At 65.5% G+C, this 16,543-nt stretch carries 23 protein-coding genes and 1 pseudogene; 16 read left to right on the top strand and 8 right to left on the bottom strand.

Annotated elements, in window-relative coordinates; all coding sequences use genetic code 11:
* Nucleotides 1–80: 80 nt before the first annotated feature.
* Together SACGLDRAFT_RS23100 and SACGLDRAFT_RS22950 are read right to left on the bottom strand one after the other, a co-directional pair.
* Nucleotides 81–728 (bottom strand): dienelactone hydrolase family protein, encoded by a 648-nt coding sequence (locus SACGLDRAFT_RS23100; protein WP_408640258.1) that lies wholly within the window; start codon nt 726–728, stop codon nt 81–83.
* On the bottom strand, nt 676–990 hold the full coding sequence (locus SACGLDRAFT_RS22950) for a dienelactone hydrolase family protein (protein ID WP_269727359.1): 315 nt from the start codon (nt 988–990) through the stop codon (nt 676–678). The genes SACGLDRAFT_RS23100 and SACGLDRAFT_RS22950 overlap by 53 nt, the downstream gene beginning before the upstream one ends.
* Here SACGLDRAFT_RS22950 and SACGLDRAFT_RS23095 point away from each other — a divergent pair.
* Nucleotides 897–1,337, top strand: a complete 441-nt coding sequence (locus SACGLDRAFT_RS23095; protein ID WP_083852959.1) for a DUF305 domain-containing protein — start codon at nt 897–899, stop codon at nt 1,335–1,337. The two genes, SACGLDRAFT_RS22950 and SACGLDRAFT_RS23095, sit on opposite strands and share 94 nt — an antisense overlap.
* Before the next feature lie 58 nt (nt 1,338–1,395).
* Here SACGLDRAFT_RS23095 and SACGLDRAFT_RS14230 read toward each other — a convergent pair whose 3' ends face one another.
* Nucleotides 1,396–2,292 (bottom strand): F510_1955 family glycosylhydrolase, encoded by an 897-nt coding sequence (locus SACGLDRAFT_RS14230; RefSeq protein ID WP_005465522.1) that lies wholly within the window; start codon nt 2,290–2,292, stop codon nt 1,396–1,398.
* Nucleotides 2,293–2,916: 624 nt separating this feature from the next.
* Here SACGLDRAFT_RS14230 and SACGLDRAFT_RS21950 point away from each other — a divergent pair.
* A protein-coding gene (locus SACGLDRAFT_RS21950; protein ID WP_005465521.1) for an IS5 family transposase occupies nt 2,917–3,731 on the top strand; the annotation gives its coding sequence in 2 pieces (ribosomal slippage) (nt 2,917–3,259 and nt 3,259–3,731; 816 coding nt in all).
* A 123-nt stretch (nt 3,732–3,854) separates the two neighbouring features.
* On the opposite strand, the gene SACGLDRAFT_RS14215 is transcribed toward SACGLDRAFT_RS21950, so the two are convergent.
* A complete protein-coding gene (locus SACGLDRAFT_RS14215) occupies nt 3,855–4,982 on the bottom strand; it encodes a pentapeptide repeat-containing protein (protein ID WP_157608812.1) in 1,128 nt (375 codons plus the stop codon).
* A gap of 195 nt (nt 4,983–5,177) precedes the next feature.
* On the opposite strand from SACGLDRAFT_RS14215, the gene SACGLDRAFT_RS14210 reads away from it, so the two are divergent.
* On the top strand, nt 5,178–5,711 hold the full coding sequence (locus tag SACGLDRAFT_RS14210) for an HD domain-containing protein (protein ID WP_005465519.1): 534 nt from the start codon (nt 5,178–5,180) through the stop codon (nt 5,709–5,711).
* Nucleotides 5,704–6,137, top strand: a pseudogene (locus SACGLDRAFT_RS23090) (tyrosine-type recombinase/integrase); the annotation flags it as partial. The gene SACGLDRAFT_RS14210 and the pseudogene SACGLDRAFT_RS23090, both read left to right, overlap by 8 nt.
* A 303-nt stretch (nt 6,138–6,440) precedes the next feature.
* Here SACGLDRAFT_RS23090 and SACGLDRAFT_RS22305 read toward each other — a convergent pair.
* The gene (locus SACGLDRAFT_RS22305) at nt 6,441–7,178 is read right to left on the bottom strand and encodes a hypothetical protein (RefSeq protein WP_005465518.1); all 738 of its coding nucleotides are present in this window, start codon (nt 7,176–7,178) and stop codon (nt 6,441–6,443) included.
* Between the two features lie 180 nt (nt 7,179–7,358).
* Here SACGLDRAFT_RS22305 and SACGLDRAFT_RS14205 point away from each other — a divergent pair, with 180 nt between their 5' ends.
* Entirely contained in the window at nt 7,359–7,910 is a 552-nt protein-coding gene (locus tag SACGLDRAFT_RS14205; RefSeq protein WP_040919090.1) for an HD domain-containing protein, read from the top strand.
* Here SACGLDRAFT_RS14205 and SACGLDRAFT_RS14200 read toward each other — a convergent pair.
* Together SACGLDRAFT_RS14200 and SACGLDRAFT_RS14195 are read right to left on the bottom strand one after the other, a co-directional pair.
* Nucleotides 7,898–8,374 (bottom strand): NUDIX hydrolase, encoded by a 477-nt coding sequence (locus SACGLDRAFT_RS14200; protein WP_005465517.1) that lies wholly within the window; start codon nt 8,372–8,374, stop codon nt 7,898–7,900. The genes SACGLDRAFT_RS14205 and SACGLDRAFT_RS14200 overlap by 13 nt on opposite strands.
* A 13-nt stretch (nt 8,375–8,387) precedes the next feature.
* Nucleotides 8,388–9,131 (bottom strand): helix-turn-helix domain-containing protein, encoded by a 744-nt coding sequence (locus SACGLDRAFT_RS14195; RefSeq protein ID WP_005465516.1) that lies wholly within the window; start codon nt 9,129–9,131, stop codon nt 8,388–8,390.
* A 164-nt stretch (nt 9,132–9,295) separates the two neighbouring features.
* Here SACGLDRAFT_RS14195 and SACGLDRAFT_RS14190 point away from each other — a divergent pair, with 164 nt between their 5' ends.
* Nucleotides 9,296–9,499, top strand: a complete 204-nt coding sequence (locus tag SACGLDRAFT_RS14190; protein WP_005465514.1) for a hypothetical protein — start codon at nt 9,296–9,298, stop codon at nt 9,497–9,499.
* Here the strand turns inward: SACGLDRAFT_RS14190 and SACGLDRAFT_RS14185 are convergent.
* Entirely contained in the window at nt 9,480–9,830 is a 351-nt protein-coding gene (locus SACGLDRAFT_RS14185) for a GntR family transcriptional regulator (protein ID WP_005465512.1), read from the bottom strand. The genes SACGLDRAFT_RS14190 and SACGLDRAFT_RS14185 overlap by 20 nt on opposite strands.
* Before the next feature lie 114 nt (nt 9,831–9,944).
* On the opposite strand from SACGLDRAFT_RS14185, the gene SACGLDRAFT_RS14180 reads away from it, so the two are divergent.
* From SACGLDRAFT_RS14180 to SACGLDRAFT_RS14135, 10 genes are all read left to right on the top strand, one after another.
* Nucleotides 9,945–10,241, top strand: a complete 297-nt coding sequence (locus SACGLDRAFT_RS14180; protein ID WP_005465511.1) for a hypothetical protein — start codon at nt 9,945–9,947, stop codon at nt 10,239–10,241.
* On the top strand, nt 10,241–10,705 hold the full coding sequence (locus SACGLDRAFT_RS14175) for a DUF3307 domain-containing protein (RefSeq protein WP_005465510.1): 465 nt from the start codon (nt 10,241–10,243) through the stop codon (nt 10,703–10,705). The genes SACGLDRAFT_RS14180 and SACGLDRAFT_RS14175 overlap by 1 nt, the downstream gene beginning before the upstream one ends.
* A gap of 53 nt (nt 10,706–10,758) precedes the next feature.
* Entirely contained in the window at nt 10,759–11,562 is an 804-nt protein-coding gene (locus tag SACGLDRAFT_RS21580) for a DUF4097 family beta strand repeat-containing protein (protein ID WP_005465509.1), read from the top strand.
* A gap of 31 nt (nt 11,563–11,593) precedes the next feature.
* Complete coding sequence (locus SACGLDRAFT_RS14165) at nt 11,594–11,848, top strand: hypothetical protein (protein ID WP_005465508.1); 255 nt, start codon at nt 11,594–11,596, stop codon at nt 11,846–11,848.
* A gap of 16 nt (nt 11,849–11,864) precedes the next feature.
* The gene (locus SACGLDRAFT_RS14160; protein WP_005465507.1) at nt 11,865–12,125 is read left to right on the top strand and encodes a nucleotide exchange factor GrpE; all 261 of its coding nucleotides are present in this window, start codon (nt 11,865–11,867) and stop codon (nt 12,123–12,125) included.
* Nucleotides 12,126–12,256: 131 nt separating this feature from the next.
* Nucleotides 12,257–12,511 (top strand): hypothetical protein, encoded by a 255-nt coding sequence (locus tag SACGLDRAFT_RS14155; RefSeq protein ID WP_005465506.1) that lies wholly within the window; start codon nt 12,257–12,259, stop codon nt 12,509–12,511.
* Nucleotide 12,512: 1 nt separating this feature from the next.
* Entirely contained in the window at nt 12,513–12,728 is a 216-nt protein-coding gene (locus SACGLDRAFT_RS14150) for a hypothetical protein (RefSeq protein ID WP_005465505.1), read from the top strand.
* Nucleotides 12,721–13,062 carry a hypothetical protein gene (locus SACGLDRAFT_RS14145; RefSeq protein ID WP_005465504.1) on the top strand — a complete coding sequence of 114 codons (342 nt, stop codon included), beginning with the start codon at nt 12,721–12,723 and terminating at the stop codon, nt 13,060–13,062. The genes SACGLDRAFT_RS14150 and SACGLDRAFT_RS14145 overlap by 8 nt, the downstream gene beginning before the upstream one ends.
* Complete coding sequence (locus tag SACGLDRAFT_RS14140; RefSeq protein WP_005465503.1) at nt 13,062–14,231, top strand: hypothetical protein; 1,170 nt, start codon at nt 13,062–13,064, stop codon at nt 14,229–14,231. The genes SACGLDRAFT_RS14145 and SACGLDRAFT_RS14140 overlap by 1 nt, the downstream gene beginning before the upstream one ends.
* Nucleotides 14,228–16,441, top strand: coding sequence for an FtsK/SpoIIIE domain-containing protein (locus SACGLDRAFT_RS14135; protein ID WP_005465501.1), 2,214 nt, complete (start codon nt 14,228–14,230; stop codon nt 16,439–16,441). The genes SACGLDRAFT_RS14140 and SACGLDRAFT_RS14135 overlap by 4 nt, the downstream gene beginning before the upstream one ends.
* The last annotated feature ends 102 nt before the right edge of the window (nt 16,442–16,543 follow it).

Below are 16,543 nucleotides of genomic sequence, written 5' to 3'. Positions count from 1 at the left end.
GAGGCGGACTTTGCCTCGGGACAGCCTGGTGGTGAGGGGCAGGAAGGGCAGGCTGATCGTGGCGAGTCCCATGACGGTGATCAGCGCGCTGCCGGCCAGGTTGATCGCCTGCAGATTCTGGGCCTGAAAGAGCTCGAGTGCGGACGAGGTGGGTGAACACCGCCGAGAAGCCAGTGACGAACAGCGCCGCGCTGAGCGCTGGTTACCGAGAAGCGTGCATCTCCTCGCCGGGCGGAGCAGACTCCCAGTTTCACGGGTCCTGCCCGGCTTCCCTTCCCGGACGGTGGTGAGCTAAGAGCTTTCTGGCTCTGTGTTCTCGTCCTGCGTTCCTGCCTGTACGTGCCGATCGAAGAACCGGAAAATACGATCCAGGCGTCGGCCGCTGAGTCTTCGTGATAGCCAAGGCGCAGCGGGAGGAAGACCAGCCGGCCGAGCGGGTGATGTCCTCTCGTCAAGAACGAGTGCCCAGCCTCCCCATAGACTTTGACATCGTGATCGATGTCGTGCTCGGTCAATTCGTTGACCAACCGGTGTGCGTGCCGTCCGTAGACGAGATCCCGGCGGCCATAGGAGGCGACAACCGGGCAACTGCCGGACAGAGCACCCGATGTGTGGGTACGTGCCCGTAGTTCACTGAAGCTGCGCGGAGACCGGGCGCATCGGTGGCGGCAAAGGTTAACGCGAAGCCGCCCCGAGGCAGAAGCCGATGACGGCGAGCCGGTCGTGATCGACCTCCGGACGCTGTGCGAGCCATTGGCGGGCGGACTCGAGCCGGTCAGTGAAGACTCCTGGCCGACCACGGCTCGATTCGGCCATCGCGCGAGTGAGGCAGGCAATCCGGTTGCCGCCGCTGTACAGGTCGGGGGCCAGGGCCACGTAACCTCGTTCGGCGAAGCATGCTGCAACTTCGAGAATCTCTGACGTCAGCCCGAAGATCTCGTGCAGGACGATCACCCCGGGACTTTGCTCAGCCTGGGGTTGCTTCGCCAAGGTCGCGCTCCACTGCTGCCCACCCTGCAGATCAACCTCAACATTCTCCCAGCGCAAGCTCGTGCTCGCCGTGCCTCCCGAAGCTAGGTCGGGAACCTTGCGGGAGTGCGGGGCGCGGCGGCGAGCAGACGCTGCGCCGCCTTGAAGGGCTGGAGGGAGAGGACTTCGATCTCTTGATGTCCACAAACTTCATTCGCCACCACTTGACGCTGCTCCCTCGTGCTGATCGCTGTACTGACGTGGCGTTTCACGAAAAGCTCCGGGCCCTGTGCGACACGATGTACCAGGGCCAGCTCCGGGAGATCGAAACATTGACGGAGATCATCGAAGATCACATTCCGCGCTGATTCGAGTTCCGCAGGGTGGGCTGATCGGCTCACCCTGCGGGGAACTCCACTCGCAGACTCAGTTGAGTGTTTGGAACACCTGGAAGGTCTTGCCGTTGTCACTGGATCGGTGGATGGCCTCGGCGGTGGCGACGTACACGTCGGACTCGCCGTGGGCCAGGATCGCTTGTGGGCTCGCGGACACGGTGCCCTGCTTGGTCCAGCTGGTGCCAGCGTCGCCGCTGGCATAGACCGTGCCGTCGGGGGCGACACCCAGGAGCCGGTCTGCGGCGAGCCAGTCCACGAACACCAGTATGGGAGCGTCACTGATCGGAGCGAACGTGTTCCCGCCGTCGGTGCTTTGCATCGGGCCCTGTTCGGTGGTGGCGAGAACGATCTCGGGCTCGGCGGGTGACACCGCGATGTCGGCCAGTGACAGCGCCGCACGGCGGTCCCAAGTGTGTTGGTCCGTGCTGACCATGATCTGGCCCGACTGGCTGTCGTAACCGTAGACGGCTCCGTGTGCGGCCTCCAGCGCGTGGAAGTCAACCTCGCCGGACAGTGAGACAGATTGCCAGGTCTGACCGGCGTCAGTGCTCTCGGTCAACCCCAGATGGGGTGGTAAGTCCGGATCCTGCGGTCCCGGGTGCCCGCTTGCGAGGAAGTGATCAGGGCCGGCGACGGTGAATCCCATAAAGTCCTGGGTGAGGCCGGCGATCTGTTCCGGCCGGTCCTGCTCGGTCACCAGGAACAGCCCATGATGGCTCGCCACGTACAGCTGACCGTCCGCCGGATTGATACCGAGCCCGTGAACGTGCCCCAGATTGGGCGACCCGGCTTGCTGATCGGCTTGAGAACCGGAGTCCGAGCTTGCTCCGCATCCAGCTGCCAGCAGCGCCGCGGATCCTGCCACCGCGAGCCATCTGAGAACCACTGCCAACCGTGTGCCTTGCCACCGTGGTTTCGTCACCTGCACCTACCCACCTGTGCCGCTTCAGAAGCTTGTACTAAGGAGGGTAGTGGACGTTGGAATCGGGCGAGGCAGCGCCTTCGGGGCTCGTGACTTTGTAGCGGCGTGGATGCGTCGAGTGACCACTTGGCGCTTAGCGGGCTGGCGAGCTCGTTGCCGGCCATCGCCGCCGTCCGGCGAGCTGTGACGTGACCGCGAGTCGACACGGCAGCCCAGGCGACGCACGGGTACGCGTAACTCGGTGAGCGTGACGACGCACTACGGCTGCTTGACGTGGCGAGCGGACTCATCGACGTAACTGCTCGTGAGGAATCGCTAGCGACGGCGTACTGGTCGCCAGTGTCGACAACCCGCGCCGACAAACAATGTCGACAAACAGTTCGGTAAGCCGTGTCAACACCTGTAGCTCGACAGGTGCCTTGACCAGAATTGACCGTCTCTACGGAGGATCTCGCACCAATACCACTCAGGCCCTCCACCGAGTGCCAGCTCTCGAACATGGCGTTGCCGCATTCGTCCGTTCGAGTGAATATGGCATGTTGCTGGGCATTTTTCCTGACAACCAGCTACGGGTGTTTAGAGCGTGTCTCGTTTGGATCTTGATCGGTGTTCAGGGCAAGATCATCGTCTGTGGTTGATGCGTTGTCACAGCGGTTGGTTCCCGACGAGCTCTGGGAGCTGGTCGAGCCGCTGATTCCACAGGCTGGAGAGCGCCCGCAGGGTGGTGGGCGGGCACCGGCGGATGCACGCAAGGTGTTCACCGCGATCGTGTATGTGCTCACCAGCGGGTGTGCCTGGCGGTGGTTACCGCCGTCGTTCGGGGTGAAAGTGCCCACCGCGCATCGATGGTTTCTGCGATGGACCGAGGCCGGATTGTGGGCCCGGATCCACCGGGGGGTGCTCGACGAGCTGGGCAGTCAAGGGCTGATCGACTGGTCCCGGGCCGTGGTGGATGCCGCCGCGGTGCGGGCGAAAAGGGGGGCGCTATGACCGGACCGAATCCGGTCGACCGAGGCAAGCCGGGCTCGAAGCTGCATGTGCTCACCGACCGGGGCGGACTGCCCCTGGCCACCGGCATTTCCGCGGCCAACACCCCGGACGGGTTCGCTGTCAAGCCCTTGGTCAACGCCATCCCCGCGATCCGGTCCCGCCGCGGACCTCGCCGCCGCAAGCCCGGCAAGCTGCACGGCGACAAGGCATACAACAGTGCCGAACGCCGAGTCTGGTTGCAGCGACGGGGAATTGTGCCCCGCCTGGCTCGCATCGGCATCGAGACCAGCCAGAAACTGGGCCGCCACCGCTGGGTCGTCGAACGCAGCATCGCCTGGCTGGCCGGTTACCGACGCCTGACCATCCGCTACGAACGCCGCGCCGATGCCTTCAAAGGCTTCCTCGCCCTCGCCGCCGCACTGACCTGCTTCAAGAAGCTCAAACAAGCCAAGTGAGACACGCTCTAAGGCTGCGTCGATTTCCCCTAGCGGGCGGCTTGGGTGGGGCCGCGCCGGACTCTGTCGCAGGCACGGGTGGACACAATACGCGTTATGCGGCAGCACCCACACCCCGCCGAGCTAGGGCACGTCAGGTCTCCGTGGGCCCTCGACGTCCTCATCCGGCTCGCCCGGCGCCTCACCGCTTGCCGCCCCGTTCAACTGCACCAGCCGCCCCCAGGTGGCGTCCGGATCACCACCTTCAGGGACGTCCACATCATCCGCTGGCACCAACTCCCACCCCACCGGCCAAACGTGCTCGCCAGCGCAGGAAGCCACCACACCCTCGAACTGGGCGTCGCCGGTGAACGAGGCACTGTGGAACGCGGCGTCGCCGGTGAACGAGGCCTCGGTGAACGAGGCGCCGTTGGTGAACGAGGCACTGTTGAACGAGGTTTGGCTGGTGAACGTGGTCTTGTAGAACCAGGCGTGGCTGGTGAACGTGGTCTTGTAGAACAAGACGTGGCTGGTGAACGTGGCCTTATTGAATAAGACGCGGTCGGTGAACGTGGCCTCGAGGAATGAGGTCTCGCCGGTGAACGTAGCCTCGAGGAATGAGGTCTCGCCGGTGAACGTAGCCTCGAGGAATGAGGTCTCGCCGGTGAACGTGGCCTCGGTGAAGGTCGTGTTTGGGTGGATTCGACAGCCGCTGAGGTCGAGTTGGTGGAGGGTGGCGCCAGTGAGGTCGACATCCAGCTCATCACCCCAGAAGCGAGGTGAGGCGGGCTTGCCGTTGTGCGGGCCGGAGTGGGCGTGTTCGCGCAGCAGCCGCTGCACTGTTAGCCGTACTTCAAGCTCCTGACGGCGCTTTTCGCGCTCTTCTTCCTCCAAGCCGTCTGCGTCGGGGTCGCGAAACGGCATTCGCAGGTAGGCGCACCACACGTTGACAATCGCCCGCCGTTGCTCGGGATAGGTCTGGCCCAGCCGTTGCAGCGCATACAATGCGCCGAGACGTACCGCAGCGCTGTCATGACCGAGCTGCTCGACAGCAGCAGTGTAGAGCTCGGTCATCCGCTGCTGCCGTGAATCCTCTTCGGTGGTGCTTTGCCGTCGTACTGCTAGCCACAGTGTGAACGCCGCCCCCGCCGCACCGACAGCCACCAACCCGACCTGGACTGCATTTGCTCGAGCCTTAATCTCTTCAGCCAGTGATTTCAATGGCGGTGGCCATAAAGACCACATCACTGCACCGCCGATGCTCAGAGCCATTGCGGCATAGAACGCTATCCACCGCCACGACAACGGCCGGTGTCTCCGGTCTGAAGCGTCTTTTCGACGCCACCACAGCCATGCCATGACAGCACTATGCCGCTTCCGGTGATCACATGTAGTCAGGTGGTTCGATCAACTCCCTTGGCGGTGGAACTTGCATTCGATAAGCCCTGCCGAGGGGAGCGTGGAGGAGTGAGTCTCGTTACGGACGCCGCCGCCCTCGCCCAGGATCTTGTTGAGCCGTTGGGTCGCCGCTGGCTGCATGTTCAGTCCGTTGCGGCAAGAGCAGAAGAAGTCAGCACTGTAGTTGATGAGGAAGACCGGCCCGTGCTTCTGGCCGCAGCATGGCTGCACGACATCGGGTATGCCCCGACGATCGGGCACTCCAGGTTCCATCCGCTGGACGGGGGCCGCTATCTCCGGGCAGAGGGTTGGCCTGCTCGCATCGTCAACCTTGTGGTGCACCATTCGGGTGCGTGCTTTGAGACAGCCGAGCGGGGCTTATCAGCCGAGTTGGAGGTTTTCCCGTTCGAGGACACCCCTGTGATGGATGCTTTGGTGACTGCTGATCTGACGACCGGGCCGAGCGGGGAGCGATTGACCTACGACGAGCGGATTGCCGAGATTTTGGAGCGCTACTCAGCTGACGATCCTGTGCACCGCACGTGGATCAAGGCCGCCCCGATCCTGAAAGTGCGTGGTTCGCACCGAGGAGCGCAAAGCTGATCTGCAGCTTCCGGAACGGGAGTGGGGCGAGTTGCTGTTGTCCCGGACCGCGCCGACTGCGGGAGCGGCCTGGACGGATACCGGTGACCGGCGGGCTCGTCGCTAGCTCAAGGAGCGGGGTAGGGGAGAGGGCTGGCACGTACCGTGCCCACCGCCGCTGACCGAGGCCGAGTACGCCTGCCGTACTCGGCAGGCGCCCCTACGATCTCCGCCACGCCTGCGTCCATCTGGCTGGCGGCCGGGGTGTCCTCGACCCAGGTCGCCGAATGGGTCGGCCACCCCGTGGGCGTCCTCCACCGGATCCATGCCAAGGTCATCGCAGGGCAAGAGGACACCGCCAGGGAACGCATCGACAGAGCGCCGGGCCCGACAGCCGATGCTTTCCGGTCCACACATGGTCCACAGACAGCCGGTAACAGCGGTTGACGGCCGGACACAGCCGGACAACACACGAACGGCCCCTCACCGCGTTGTGCCTGGTGAGGGGCCGTTTCGTGTGCTTACGGAGAGTGCCCCCGGTGCGACTCGAACGCACACTGGACGGATTTTGAGGGGAATCACCAAACGTGTGCTGACCAGGTGTAATGACAGCTAGTCCGGCGGCGGAACCGTGTATGGGCCGCGCTGGCATCCGTAGTTCCATAAACTCCGTGTAGGCACGCGCTGAGGACGCTGTCAGTTCGGGTGCACCGATGAGGTTTTGTTTCACGATTAGATGAAGGATCCTGGTCAAAGTCTCCAATTCGGATTTCTGGCTTGTCCAATTCGCCGAGGAATTCGCGGATATGCGGTGCTATTGCGGGGGCGGGCCTTGTTGTGTGCACTCGGTCTCGACCCGAGCCTCTTAGCGTTGCTGTCAGTGAAAACTTTCTTTCTTTCGAGGGTGCCGTCCGGCCAGCGAATCCATGTTTGAGAGCGGGAATCGGTGAATTGAACTCCAAGTGACATGTTCTTGAGGGTGGTCACTAGTTTGGTATTCTTTTCGTCCATTATTGTCGATTCGTCGATCTTCAATAACTTAAAAAGGGAGTCGGCGAGCTCGTCTTCCAGTGTGTTGAGCCGTTTCGGCTCGGTTGTCGGTGCAAGGTTTACGTAGAAAAACGAAGCTAGCTCGGGTGGCGTCTTTGTTGACGCCTCTAGGAAATTGAACCAAATGTGAATGTTTCTTATCGCATTGGGGTTTCCATTGTAGTATTTGACCCTCAACATTGCGCGCACTTTTTTGCTTTGGGTTTCTACCAATTCCGCCCATATGTCAAATTTGCTGGCCTGCTGTTCTCTCTGGGATTCTGCCTCTGCTTCGACTTGCTGTCGAGTTAGTTCGAGCTGCTCGTATTGCTGTTTATGGCTCCGCCAGGCTGCACGTCCGGCTGAGATAGCGGCTGCAAGTGCGCCGACTGATCCTAGCGCCATCACTACATCGGCAACGGCGCTTACCTGGTCTGCCTCGAATGCTAGGATTTTCACTCGCGATTCCCTTATTGATTTATATAAATGGTGTGCGTCCGGTGTGCTGTATAGTTTTGTGGAGGTGCTGATTTGTGTGTTTGCTGGTGTTGGTAAAAGTTCCCAGCTTCTATTTCCAAGTACGCTCGCGGTTATAGTGCTGCGCTTCTTGATTCATCGTCCCTAGGGTACTGTGGCTGGGTGGATATCGTGAGGGAAGCTGCTGATTTGGCGAAGGAGTTCCTGGAGCCGCTTGGGCGGCGGTGGCACCATGTGCGAGCTGTAGCGGCCAAAGCTGAGTTGCTCAACAAAGCTGTTGCAGAGCAAGACCGGGACACGCTGCTAGCTGCTGCTTGGCTGCATGACATCGGCTACTCGCCGAAGCTCAGGCACACTCATTTTCACCCGCTCGACGGTGCTCGCTATCTGCGCGCAGGGAGCTGGCCAGAACAGGTCGTCAACCTCGTCGCTCATCACTCGGGGGCTAGGTTCGAAGCCGCTGAGCGTGGCCTGTCCACTGGGTTGAGCGAGTTCCCCCTCCCCGCTGATTCAATCTTAGATGTACTGGTCACCGCTGACCTAACCACGGGGCCGGGTGGCGAGGCTCTGACGTACAACGAGCGGATCGCCGAGATTTTAAAGCGTTATCCGCCCGATGACCCGGTGCATCGCACGTGGGTCAAGGCCGCTCCGATCCTAAAGGAGTGCGTGGTCCGCACTGAGGAACGCTTGGCGCGGGTTCACCCGAGGTAGGGCTGCGTTCGGCTCGTGTCGAGTGCGTGTTCGATGCGCATACGCATGGACGGGTGGATGGTGAGGCGGTCGAGTTCGCTGGGGTCGACCCAGCGGACCGCCTTGGTTTCGGTGTTGTCCTGCCGCGGCTGACCGCCGATCCAGCGGCCGTGGAAGCACAGCGAGAACTGCTGGCGCACTTCGCCATCGGGATAGGCCATGCGATGGTTCGGGTTCGTGTACGTGCCGACGAGGCCGGTGACTTCGATGTCGATACCGGTCTCTTCCTTGGTCTCGCGGACGGCGGTGTCGGTGATGCGCTCCCCCGGGTCGTGGCCACCGCCGGGGAGCGCCCAGAGGTCGTTGTCGACCTTGTGAATGAGCAGGATGCGGCCCTGGTCATCGCGGACGACGACGGTCACCGAGGGCACAACGCTGTTGATGGCGGGGGCGTTCGGGTCGTCGATGTAGTCGATGCGTGCCATGGTCGGTCGACTCCTAGCTGGTCGGCTCGGGGGTTGCTTGCTCCCATACTCGCTCGAAGGAGCGCATGTAGTGCTGCCACATCTGCCCGGTGGGCAGGCGCCGGAGGTGCATGACGGGGTTTTGTCCGGCGAGGCCGCCGTGGGCGTGGCCGTTGACGAGCAGGTCGTCGTCGAAGCGGTAGAGCGAGTTGTACAGGATCGTGCCGTGGGTGCGGACCTCGACGCCGTCGAGTCCGGCGACGTCGGCGAGGTAACGGCGCATCATCTGCACGCGACCCTCCAAGCCACCAGGGGTGCCCTCGTCAACGGCCCGCTGGATAACTGCCGGTGAGGTCTCGTCGCCGACGAGCAAGCGGAAGCGGACGCCCTGGGCGGCCTTGTCGCGGATGATCGGCACGAGGTTGTACTGCTCGACGAGGAACGCGCCGGAGAACACGAGGACGTCCATCTGTTGCCGGACGCCGTTGATCAGTCGTTCCCACGTCACTCCAGTGATCGATGAGCGTGACGGGTACAGGTACACGAGCTCGCTCTCGAGTCCGTTCGTCGGCAGCTCGGTGGACGGTGCCGGCCACAGGTCGATGTCCCGGGTACCGAGCACCTTCGCGACCTGTTGCTGTGTCTTGCGATGCGGTTTCCGTGTCTCGTTGCCGATCCAGCGCTCGACCGTTTTCGGGTCCACGCCGACCTTGGTCGCGAGGGTTTCGGCCGTGACCCCTGCCGCGATCATCGCTGTGCGAAGTCGATCATTGGCCATGGTCGTCACCTTAGGACGTTCCGGGACGTTTTCGGGACACTTTCGCTGATTCAGACGTCTTCAGATGTCGCCGGGAACGTGGTGTAAGCGTCCGGCGATTCGCGGTCTCCTTGAGTCATCACAGGGCGGGAACAATCGCCACAAAGACTCGACAGGAGGCGACCATGAGCAAGAAGTCCGGCATGATCCCGATGCCGACGGGTGGCAGCAGCATTGTGCCCAAGTTGATCGCTGGGTTGGTGGGCTTGGCGCTCTTCGCGATCGTTGTGCGGCATCCGAGCGAGGCTGCCGGGTGGACAACGAACATTTTCGGCTGGCTGGGCGAGGTCGTCGACGGGCTGGCGAGCTTTATTCGGCAGGTGGCGTAGACCTGATGGACGCCTCAACCTGCGACAGCCTGTCTTCGAGCTTCGCGACGGTCTTCTGCAGGTCGGAGACCGCCTGCCGCAAGTCCTCTTCGGGCTCAGGAATCGAACCGCTCACGAACGCTCCGACGGTGGGCCGCACAACCAGCCAGCCTTCGTCGCGGAGCACGTTCACAGCCCGCTGCGCCGTATTCAGCGCGACGCCGTGCTGTTTGGCCAGCTCACGGCTCGCAGGTAGCTGCTCGCCTGGCTTCAGTTCGCCAGTCCGAACAGCCCGACGGATGGCTTCAGCTACGCGCTCGTAGCGCGCAAGTCCCAGCTCTTCGGTCGACACAGGCCGATCTTAGCTGGCGATGACCTTCACTGACCTAGTTCACCCGGATGACGGAGCGACAGTATGACTCATGCTGACTTAAGTTAAGTGAAGTCATCAACCGGAAGGAGCGAGATGAAGACGGGACGGATTACGGATCGCACGGCGCGGGCGGCCTTCGAGGTCGACGCGCTGGTGGCTGTGGAGCGCGAGGAGGAGGCAGCGCGGAGGGAGCGCGCGGAGATCGAGTGGCTGTTGGCGGAGGTGGATCGGGAGTTGGCGGCCGAGGCGCACGCGGCGGTGGTGCGGGTGGATCGCTCGTTCACCGATGCGCAGCGGGCGTGGCGTGCGGCGCGTCGGGGTGAGCGGGCGGTGTTGCGGTCGTTGCCGTCGCGCTGGGATGCCGGGGAGTTGGGTGGGGAGGCGGCGTGATGGTGGCCGATCTGGAAGCGGCGATGACGTTCGCGGTGGTGTTGCCGTCGTTGTTGGTGGCGCATCAGGTGGTGGATCACTGGGGGCAGAGCAGTCATCAGGCCGGGAACAAGGGCCGCGCGGGTTGGGTGGGGCGCTGGAACTGCGCCAAGCACGTCGCCACCTACACCGTGGTGACCGCGTTGGCGGTGGGCCTGGTGTGGACGGTGTTGGGGTTGTCGATCACCGTCGGTGGCTTCGTGGCCGGGCAGATCGTCAGCGCGGTGACGCACTACTGGGCGGATCGCCGCACGACGTTGGCGCGGCTGGCCGAGCTGCTGGGCCGTGGTGACTTCTACCGGCTCGGTGCTCCGCGGGCGGGACGTGACGACAACCCGAGTCTGGGCACGGGGGCGTATGTGCTGGACCAGTCCTGGCACTGGGCGTGGCTGTTCGCCGCCGCCCTGACCACCGCCCTCGTCTGACCGGTCCTCTCCGGCTTTTCAACGGACTACACGACTTTCAGGGAGCTTTGCGCATGAGCAGGACAGAGAACTTCAGCGGCGGTATCGATGCGGTGCACGCCTCGGGTGTGGCGGACTCGCTCACCATCGACTGCACCCAGGGTGGCCGGGCGACGGTGACGCTGGTGCCGATGGTCGACGGGGACGAGCAGGCCACCGATCGCATCCGCCGCGCCGAGGTGCGCCAGTCCGGCAGCACGCTGATCGTGCGGCTGCCCCAGGACGGAGGCCACCGCGGTGGCCACGGCGGCAGCGTGGTGCAGACGGTCTCAGGGCACGGAAACAGCGTCACGACGATCGTCAACGGGCGCACCGTCACACAGACCTTCAGCGGCGCTTTCCACAGCGGCGGCGACATGAACTTCGGTGGTGTCGGCGTGGTGGTCACCGGCAACGGCAACGTCACCGTCGGCGGTGGTGGCGTGTTCATCGGAGGTCATCGCGTGTCCATCGGCTCGGCTGGTGGCGGGGCGGTGCGGGTGATCGTCGCCGTGCCCAGCGGCACCTCGGTGCGGGCAGACACTGTCTCCGGCTCGATCACCCAGCGCGGGCAGGCCGGGGCCGTCTCCGCCCAAACCGTGTCCGGCGCGATCCACCTCGACACCACCACCGGGCCGCTGTCACTGAACACCACCTCCGGCGCGGTGGCCGTCCACGGCGCTCAGAGCGGCGGCTCGATCGCCACCGTCTCCGGCGCGGTGGCCGTGGCCGTCACCGGCTCAACTCCGGTGCGGGTGGAGACCGTGTCCGGCTCGATCACCCGCCGCGGCCACGTCCACCTCGTGCAGGCCCGCAGCGTCTCCGGCCGCATCCGCTGACCCTCTCAACCCTCGATTGGAGATGCCCCTGATGAGCACGCCCGATCTCGCGCACGTCCGCGCCGAGGCCCAGCAGATGATCAGCGAGACCGAGACGATCACCGCCTTGCTGGCCGAGACCGAGCAGGCCATCGCCGAGACGATCGGCCTGCTGGTCGACCTCTCCGGCCCGGCCGTCGAGGCCGCCGGTGTCGCCCAGGCCCAGTGCGACCCGGCCCGCGGCGGGATGGCCGCCGTCGCCGAAGCGCTGCGCCAGTACTCCGCCACCCTCACCGACCACCACTGATCCGGGAGAAACCACCGTGTCCGACATCGGTCTGATCATCGAATCCCTGCACCGTGCAGCCGCCCGCGTCGACGAGGTCTGCGAACTCCTCCACCGCGCTCAGGGCGAACTCGACGCCCTGCGAGAGCGGATGCGCCGCGTGCTGGCCGACTCCCAGTCACCCGAGGTGGCCCGCGCACACCAGATCAGCGCAGCAACCGTGGAGCACCTCACCACCGCGCTCATGGCGCTGATGACCGCCGGGCAGGAAGCCCGCCACCGCGCCACCACCCTCTAGCACCGCCCCGGCCCGACGGCCTCATTCCGCCAAGAACTGCCCGTCGGGCCGGGCTCCCCAACCAGTCAGCAACTCGAAGGGAAGGCACCCATGGTAAGCAACGAGGCCCCGCTGAGTGGGGGCGATCGGTGATGTTGATCGTTCACCGGTGCGAGTGCGGCCATCTGGACCGCTGGCACTCCTCCAACCCTCTGACCGGCACCCGCTCATGCGCCGACTACCGGTGCCGGTGCACCGAGCCCATCTACGGCAGGCCGGAAGTCATCCCGTCGTGGCGCGGCACGCTCGACGGCACCTGGCTGGACACCGTCACGCGCCCACCGGAGTGTGACTGCGGGGACTGCGCCACGCTGTTCGCCCAGGCCATCGGCAAGGAGGTGGCCTGAGATGTCGGTGTTCGACGTCATGCAGCAGCACGGCCCCTGGCGGCTGGCCGGATTCGCCGCCGCGCTGGCGGTGTTCCTGCTGCTGCACCTCATCCGCTGGCCCCTCGCCCTGGCTGCGCGGCTGTTGCTGGCCGCCCAGACCGGCCTCGACGCCCGCCTGGCCGCCGCCGTCACCTCTGAGACCACTGAGCACGGGAGGAGGACCGCCCATGTCTGAGATGACCCGTCCTGAACCGGCCAGCGCGGAGCTGGCGGAGCGCGCCCGCCCCGGCTACCGCAGCCTCGCCGACGACATCGCTTCCGAGGTCGGCTACTGGGCGCCCGAAACTCTCACCGCCGCCGGTCTCGGCTTCGGAGGGCTGCTGCTGTGGCACCCCGCCGCCCTGCCGATTGCCGGGCTCCTGCTGGCCGCTCGCATCGCCGCTGCGAAGCGCGCCTACCGCCGCCAGCGGCAGGACAGCGATGCCCGCTGGCAGAAGCAACGGGCCGAGTTGGCCGCCCGCCGCGCCACCCACGACCGGTCCGCCACCGAGCGGGAGGAGAGCGCCTGATGAGCACGTTCAAGGAGGAGTTGCGTAAGGATCGGGCGGCGAAGGCGGAGCAGGCCCGCGCTGACCGGTTGGCTGAGGCCGAGCAGCGGCGGCGGGACCGCGAGTTGGAGGCCGAGCAGCGTCGCAAGGACCAAGCAGCAGCCAAGGCCGAGGCGCGCAAGGACCAGCGGGCGCGCGAGGCCCGTAAAGCCGCCCGCAAGGTAGCTCGTCGGGCAGCGGCCAAGGCCGTGGCCGCGACGATGGTTGAGAACAAGGTGGCGCTGTCCATCTACAGCATCGCCCTGGTCTCATTCGTGATGAGCGCTCCAGCCATGGCCGCCTACGGCGAACGCCTCTACGCGGGGTCGGCGTGGCCGTTCACCGGCTGGCTGCTGCCCGTCGTGACCGAGTTGTCGATGTGGGCGTGTGCGTTCGCGGTGCACCACCGCCGCCGCACCGCGCCGGGTGCGTCGGTGTTCTGGCTTCAAGTCGGCGTCGCTTTGGCCACCGGGCTCGCCGCGGGGCTCAACGCGCTGAAGGGCATCACCATCGGATGGGATGCCTCGGTGGTGATGGGCGTGGTCTCCATCGCCGGTGTGCTGCTGCATCAAATGGCCGTGGCCGGGCAGCCTCGGTCGAAGCGGGAGCGGGCCGAGGCCCGTATCGAACGGATGGCCGCCCGCAAGGTCGAGCAGGCACGCGAGGCTGCGATCGCCGATGCTGCCGTGGAGATCGGCACCGACGGCACCGCTCGGCTGGTGTTCGAGCCCGGCGTCTATCGCCTTGGCCGCCACCGTGCCGAACGGCTGCGCCGGGAGGTCTCACCACTGGATCGCCCAGGTCCGCACGACGTGCTCGACGACGAGATCGCCGCACTGATCGACGCCGAAACCGCACGCGCCGAGCAACAGGAGGAGCTGAGTGGTGGGGGCGTGGCCACGGCGGAGACACCCCGTCCCGAAACCCCGCCTCACGGCAATAGACCTGCGAAAACCGGGAACCGCGGCGGACGCCCGACGCGTCCCTGGGAAGCGCTGCGCGCCGAGTTCAAGGCACTGATCGAGGCCAACCCGGACGCCGTCCGTTGGTCGGCTCGCCGCATCGCACGCGAGATGCGCTGCGGCAAGGACAAGGCCGCTCGCCTGCGGGATGAGTTCAACACCAACGCGAACCGGAAGGGGGACCGATGACCCACGAGCGCGACCCCGAGCCACAGGACGCCACTGTGGTGCCGCTGCGCCCGGAAGCTCAGTCGGCCGACGATGTGATCGATGCCGAGATCGTGGCCGAGACCCCGCGGCCGACGTTCAACACCCGCCGCCTGCCGGTCCCACACATCAGCGAGGAGACCCGGTTGCGGATGGCCGAGCAGGCCGTCGAGTGGCGGCGCGCCTCCGCCCCGTATGTGGTCACCGGCACCAAGTCGGCGATCCGTCACGCTCTCTACATCCCCGCCGGGGCGGCTGTGGTGGCGAGGCGGGTACGGGACTCGCGCGGCACGAGCCGCTACGAGCGGCTGCTGCGGGCCGCCGAGGCCCAGGGCGACTGGGACCGCCTCGGCGAGTGGGAGGAGCGCGAGGCGCGAGCGCGGCAGCAGCGGCACGAGCGGCACATGGACTGGCTCAAAGCTCCCGCCCACCTCGCCAAAGCCATCGCCATCTGCGCCGCCTCCGGCATTGGATTGCTGCTCGCGCTGGGCATCGTGCTGGCCGTCGCCGACGGAGATGCCGGCATGGTGCTCGAACCGCTCGGCGCGGCCATCGACGCCATTCGCTGGCTGTGGTGGTTCGGCACTGCCTACGGTGTCGCTCTGCTTACCGGCGGCCTTGGGCTCGGCGTGCTCTACCTGTGGGACCAGGGCCGCAAGCACTCGGACTGGCAACCGAAGTGGACCACCGTGGCCGGGGACGAGGCTGCGGGCCGGGACATGGTGCCGGATGAGGGCGCAATTCTGGCCGCGCTGCGCGAGCTCGGGTATGGCCCGTTGACCAGGGCGTTCAAGGAAGGTTGGCAGCCGCGGTGGGTGTCACCGACCACCCGCGTCGGCAACGGTTGGCACACACAGTTGCTGTTGCCGCGGCAGGTGCCGGTGGAGGAGATCGCCAAGCGCAAGCACGTGCTGGCGCACAACCTGCTGCGCAAGCCGATCGAGGTCTGGCCCACTGAGCCGAAGGACCAGCCCGGCGTGCTCGATCTGTGGGTGGCAGATCAGGGCATGCTCACCGGTCCGGTGCCGGAGTGGCCGCTGCTGCACGAGGGCACCGCCGACTACTTCAAGGGCGTGCCCGTGGCCGTCGACGCCCGAGGCGAGCAGGTCATCGCCAAGCTCATGGCGAGCAACTACCTGATCGCCGGAATCATGGGCTCGGGCAAGTCGTCGCTGGTCATCTGCCTGCTGCTGGGCGCGATGCTCGACCCGCTCGTCGACATCGACGTGCACGTATTGGCCTACAACGTCGACTACGACCCGATGAAGCCGCGGCTGCGCTCCCTGGTCAAGGGCGACGAGGTAGAGCACATCGAAGCCGCGATGGACAAGCTGCACGAGCTCGTCGACGAGGTCAGCGAACGCGGCAAGATCCTGGAGGATCTCGGCGGGGAGGAAGCCAAGGTCACCCGCGAACTCGCCGAGCGTGACCCGCGCCTGCGGCCTCGCGTGGTCGTGTTCGACGAGGTGCACGAGCTGTTCACCCCACACAACGGCAGCAAGGAAGAGAAGAAGCGTGCTGAGCTGGCCAAAGAGCTCGCGCTGAAGGTCACCAAGAAGGCCCGCAAGACCGCGATCACGATGCTGTGGATCACTCCGGACGCCGACGCAGGCAGCCTCCCGCGCGGGATCTCCAAAACGGCAAGCCATCGGGTGGCCTTCGCCATCAACGATCACCAAGGCAACGACGCCATCCTCGGTACCGGCATGCACAAGGCCGGATACTCCGCCACCACGTTGGTCGCGGGCGAGGACGTCGGCACCGCCATGGCCGCCGGGTTCGCCAAGAAACCCGGCCTGATCCGCTCCCACTACGTGCGCAAGGAGAAGGGCGTCGACGAGATCACCCCCGTCGTCGAGCGCGCCGTCGCTCTGCGCGAGGAAGCCGCGATTGAACCCGCCGAACAGGAGCCCACACAGGCCCGTGATCCGCTGGCCGACATCGCCACCGTGCTCGGCGACAAGTCCCGCCTGCGCACGCAGGAAGTCATCAACGGGCTCGCCCAGCTCGACGCCCGTACCTACGGCGACTGGACGTTGGAACGTCTGCGCGCCTACCTCAGCGAGCACGACGCCGCGCCTTACAAGTCCCACGGTGTCATGAACGTCAGCGCCGAACGGGTCCGCGCCGCAATCACCGAACGTGATCACGGCGCGGATGGCGAGACCACCCCGGACGCCGACAGCGAGTAGGGGAGCCACCTGGGGAGGCGGGGAGATCTCCCCGACTGCCTCCCCAGACCGCTCTCCCCGAAGTGACCTGCAGAGAAGCCGCTTCGGGGAGTCTGGGGAGGC

It is taken from the genome of Saccharomonospora glauca K62, from assembly GCF_000243395.2.
Lineage (GTDB): Bacteria > Actinomycetota > Actinomycetes > Mycobacteriales > Pseudonocardiaceae > Saccharomonospora > Saccharomonospora glauca.
The sequence above is the reverse complement of the archived record's forward strand: the minus strand, read 5'-3'. Positions and strand labels throughout refer to the sequence as shown.

Excerpts from the sequence above, each read along its gene's own strand:
- SACGLDRAFT_RS23095 (WP_083852959.1), top strand. The coding sequence starts at position 897 with ATGCTGCAACTTCGAGAATCTCTGACGTCAGCCCGAAGATCTCGTGCA.
- SACGLDRAFT_RS14215 (WP_157608812.1), bottom strand. The coding sequence starts at position 4,982 with ATGGCTCTGAGCATCGGCGGTGCAGTGATGTGGTCTTTATGGCCACCG.
- SACGLDRAFT_RS14200 (WP_005465517.1), bottom strand. The coding sequence starts at position 8,374 with ATGGCACGCATCGACTACATCGACGACCCGAACGCCCCCGCCATCAAC.
- SACGLDRAFT_RS14195 (WP_005465516.1), bottom strand. The coding sequence starts at position 9,131 with ATGGCCAATGATCGACTTCGCACAGCGATGATCGCGGCAGGGGTCACG.
- SACGLDRAFT_RS14190 (WP_005465514.1), top strand. The coding sequence starts at position 9,296 with ATGAGCAAGAAGTCCGGCATGATCCCGATGCCGACGGGTGGCAGCAGC.
- SACGLDRAFT_RS14180 (WP_005465511.1), top strand. The coding sequence starts at position 9,945 with ATGAAGACGGGACGGATTACGGATCGCACGGCGCGGGCGGCCTTCGAG.
- SACGLDRAFT_RS14175 (WP_005465510.1), top strand. The coding sequence starts at position 10,241 with ATGGTGGCCGATCTGGAAGCGGCGATGACGTTCGCGGTGGTGTTGCCG.
- SACGLDRAFT_RS21580 (WP_005465509.1), top strand. The coding sequence starts at position 10,759 with ATGAGCAGGACAGAGAACTTCAGCGGCGGTATCGATGCGGTGCACGCC.
- SACGLDRAFT_RS14165 (WP_005465508.1), top strand. The coding sequence starts at position 11,594 with ATGAGCACGCCCGATCTCGCGCACGTCCGCGCCGAGGCCCAGCAGATG.
- SACGLDRAFT_RS14155 (WP_005465506.1), top strand. The coding sequence starts at position 12,257 with ATGTTGATCGTTCACCGGTGCGAGTGCGGCCATCTGGACCGCTGGCAC.
- SACGLDRAFT_RS14150 (WP_005465505.1), top strand. The coding sequence starts at position 12,513 with ATGTCGGTGTTCGACGTCATGCAGCAGCACGGCCCCTGGCGGCTGGCC.
- SACGLDRAFT_RS14145 (WP_005465504.1), top strand. The coding sequence starts at position 12,721 with ATGTCTGAGATGACCCGTCCTGAACCGGCCAGCGCGGAGCTGGCGGAG.
- SACGLDRAFT_RS14140 (WP_005465503.1), top strand. The coding sequence starts at position 13,062 with ATGAGCACGTTCAAGGAGGAGTTGCGTAAGGATCGGGCGGCGAAGGCG.
- SACGLDRAFT_RS14135 (WP_005465501.1), top strand. The coding sequence starts at position 14,228 with ATGACCCACGAGCGCGACCCCGAGCCACAGGACGCCACTGTGGTGCCG.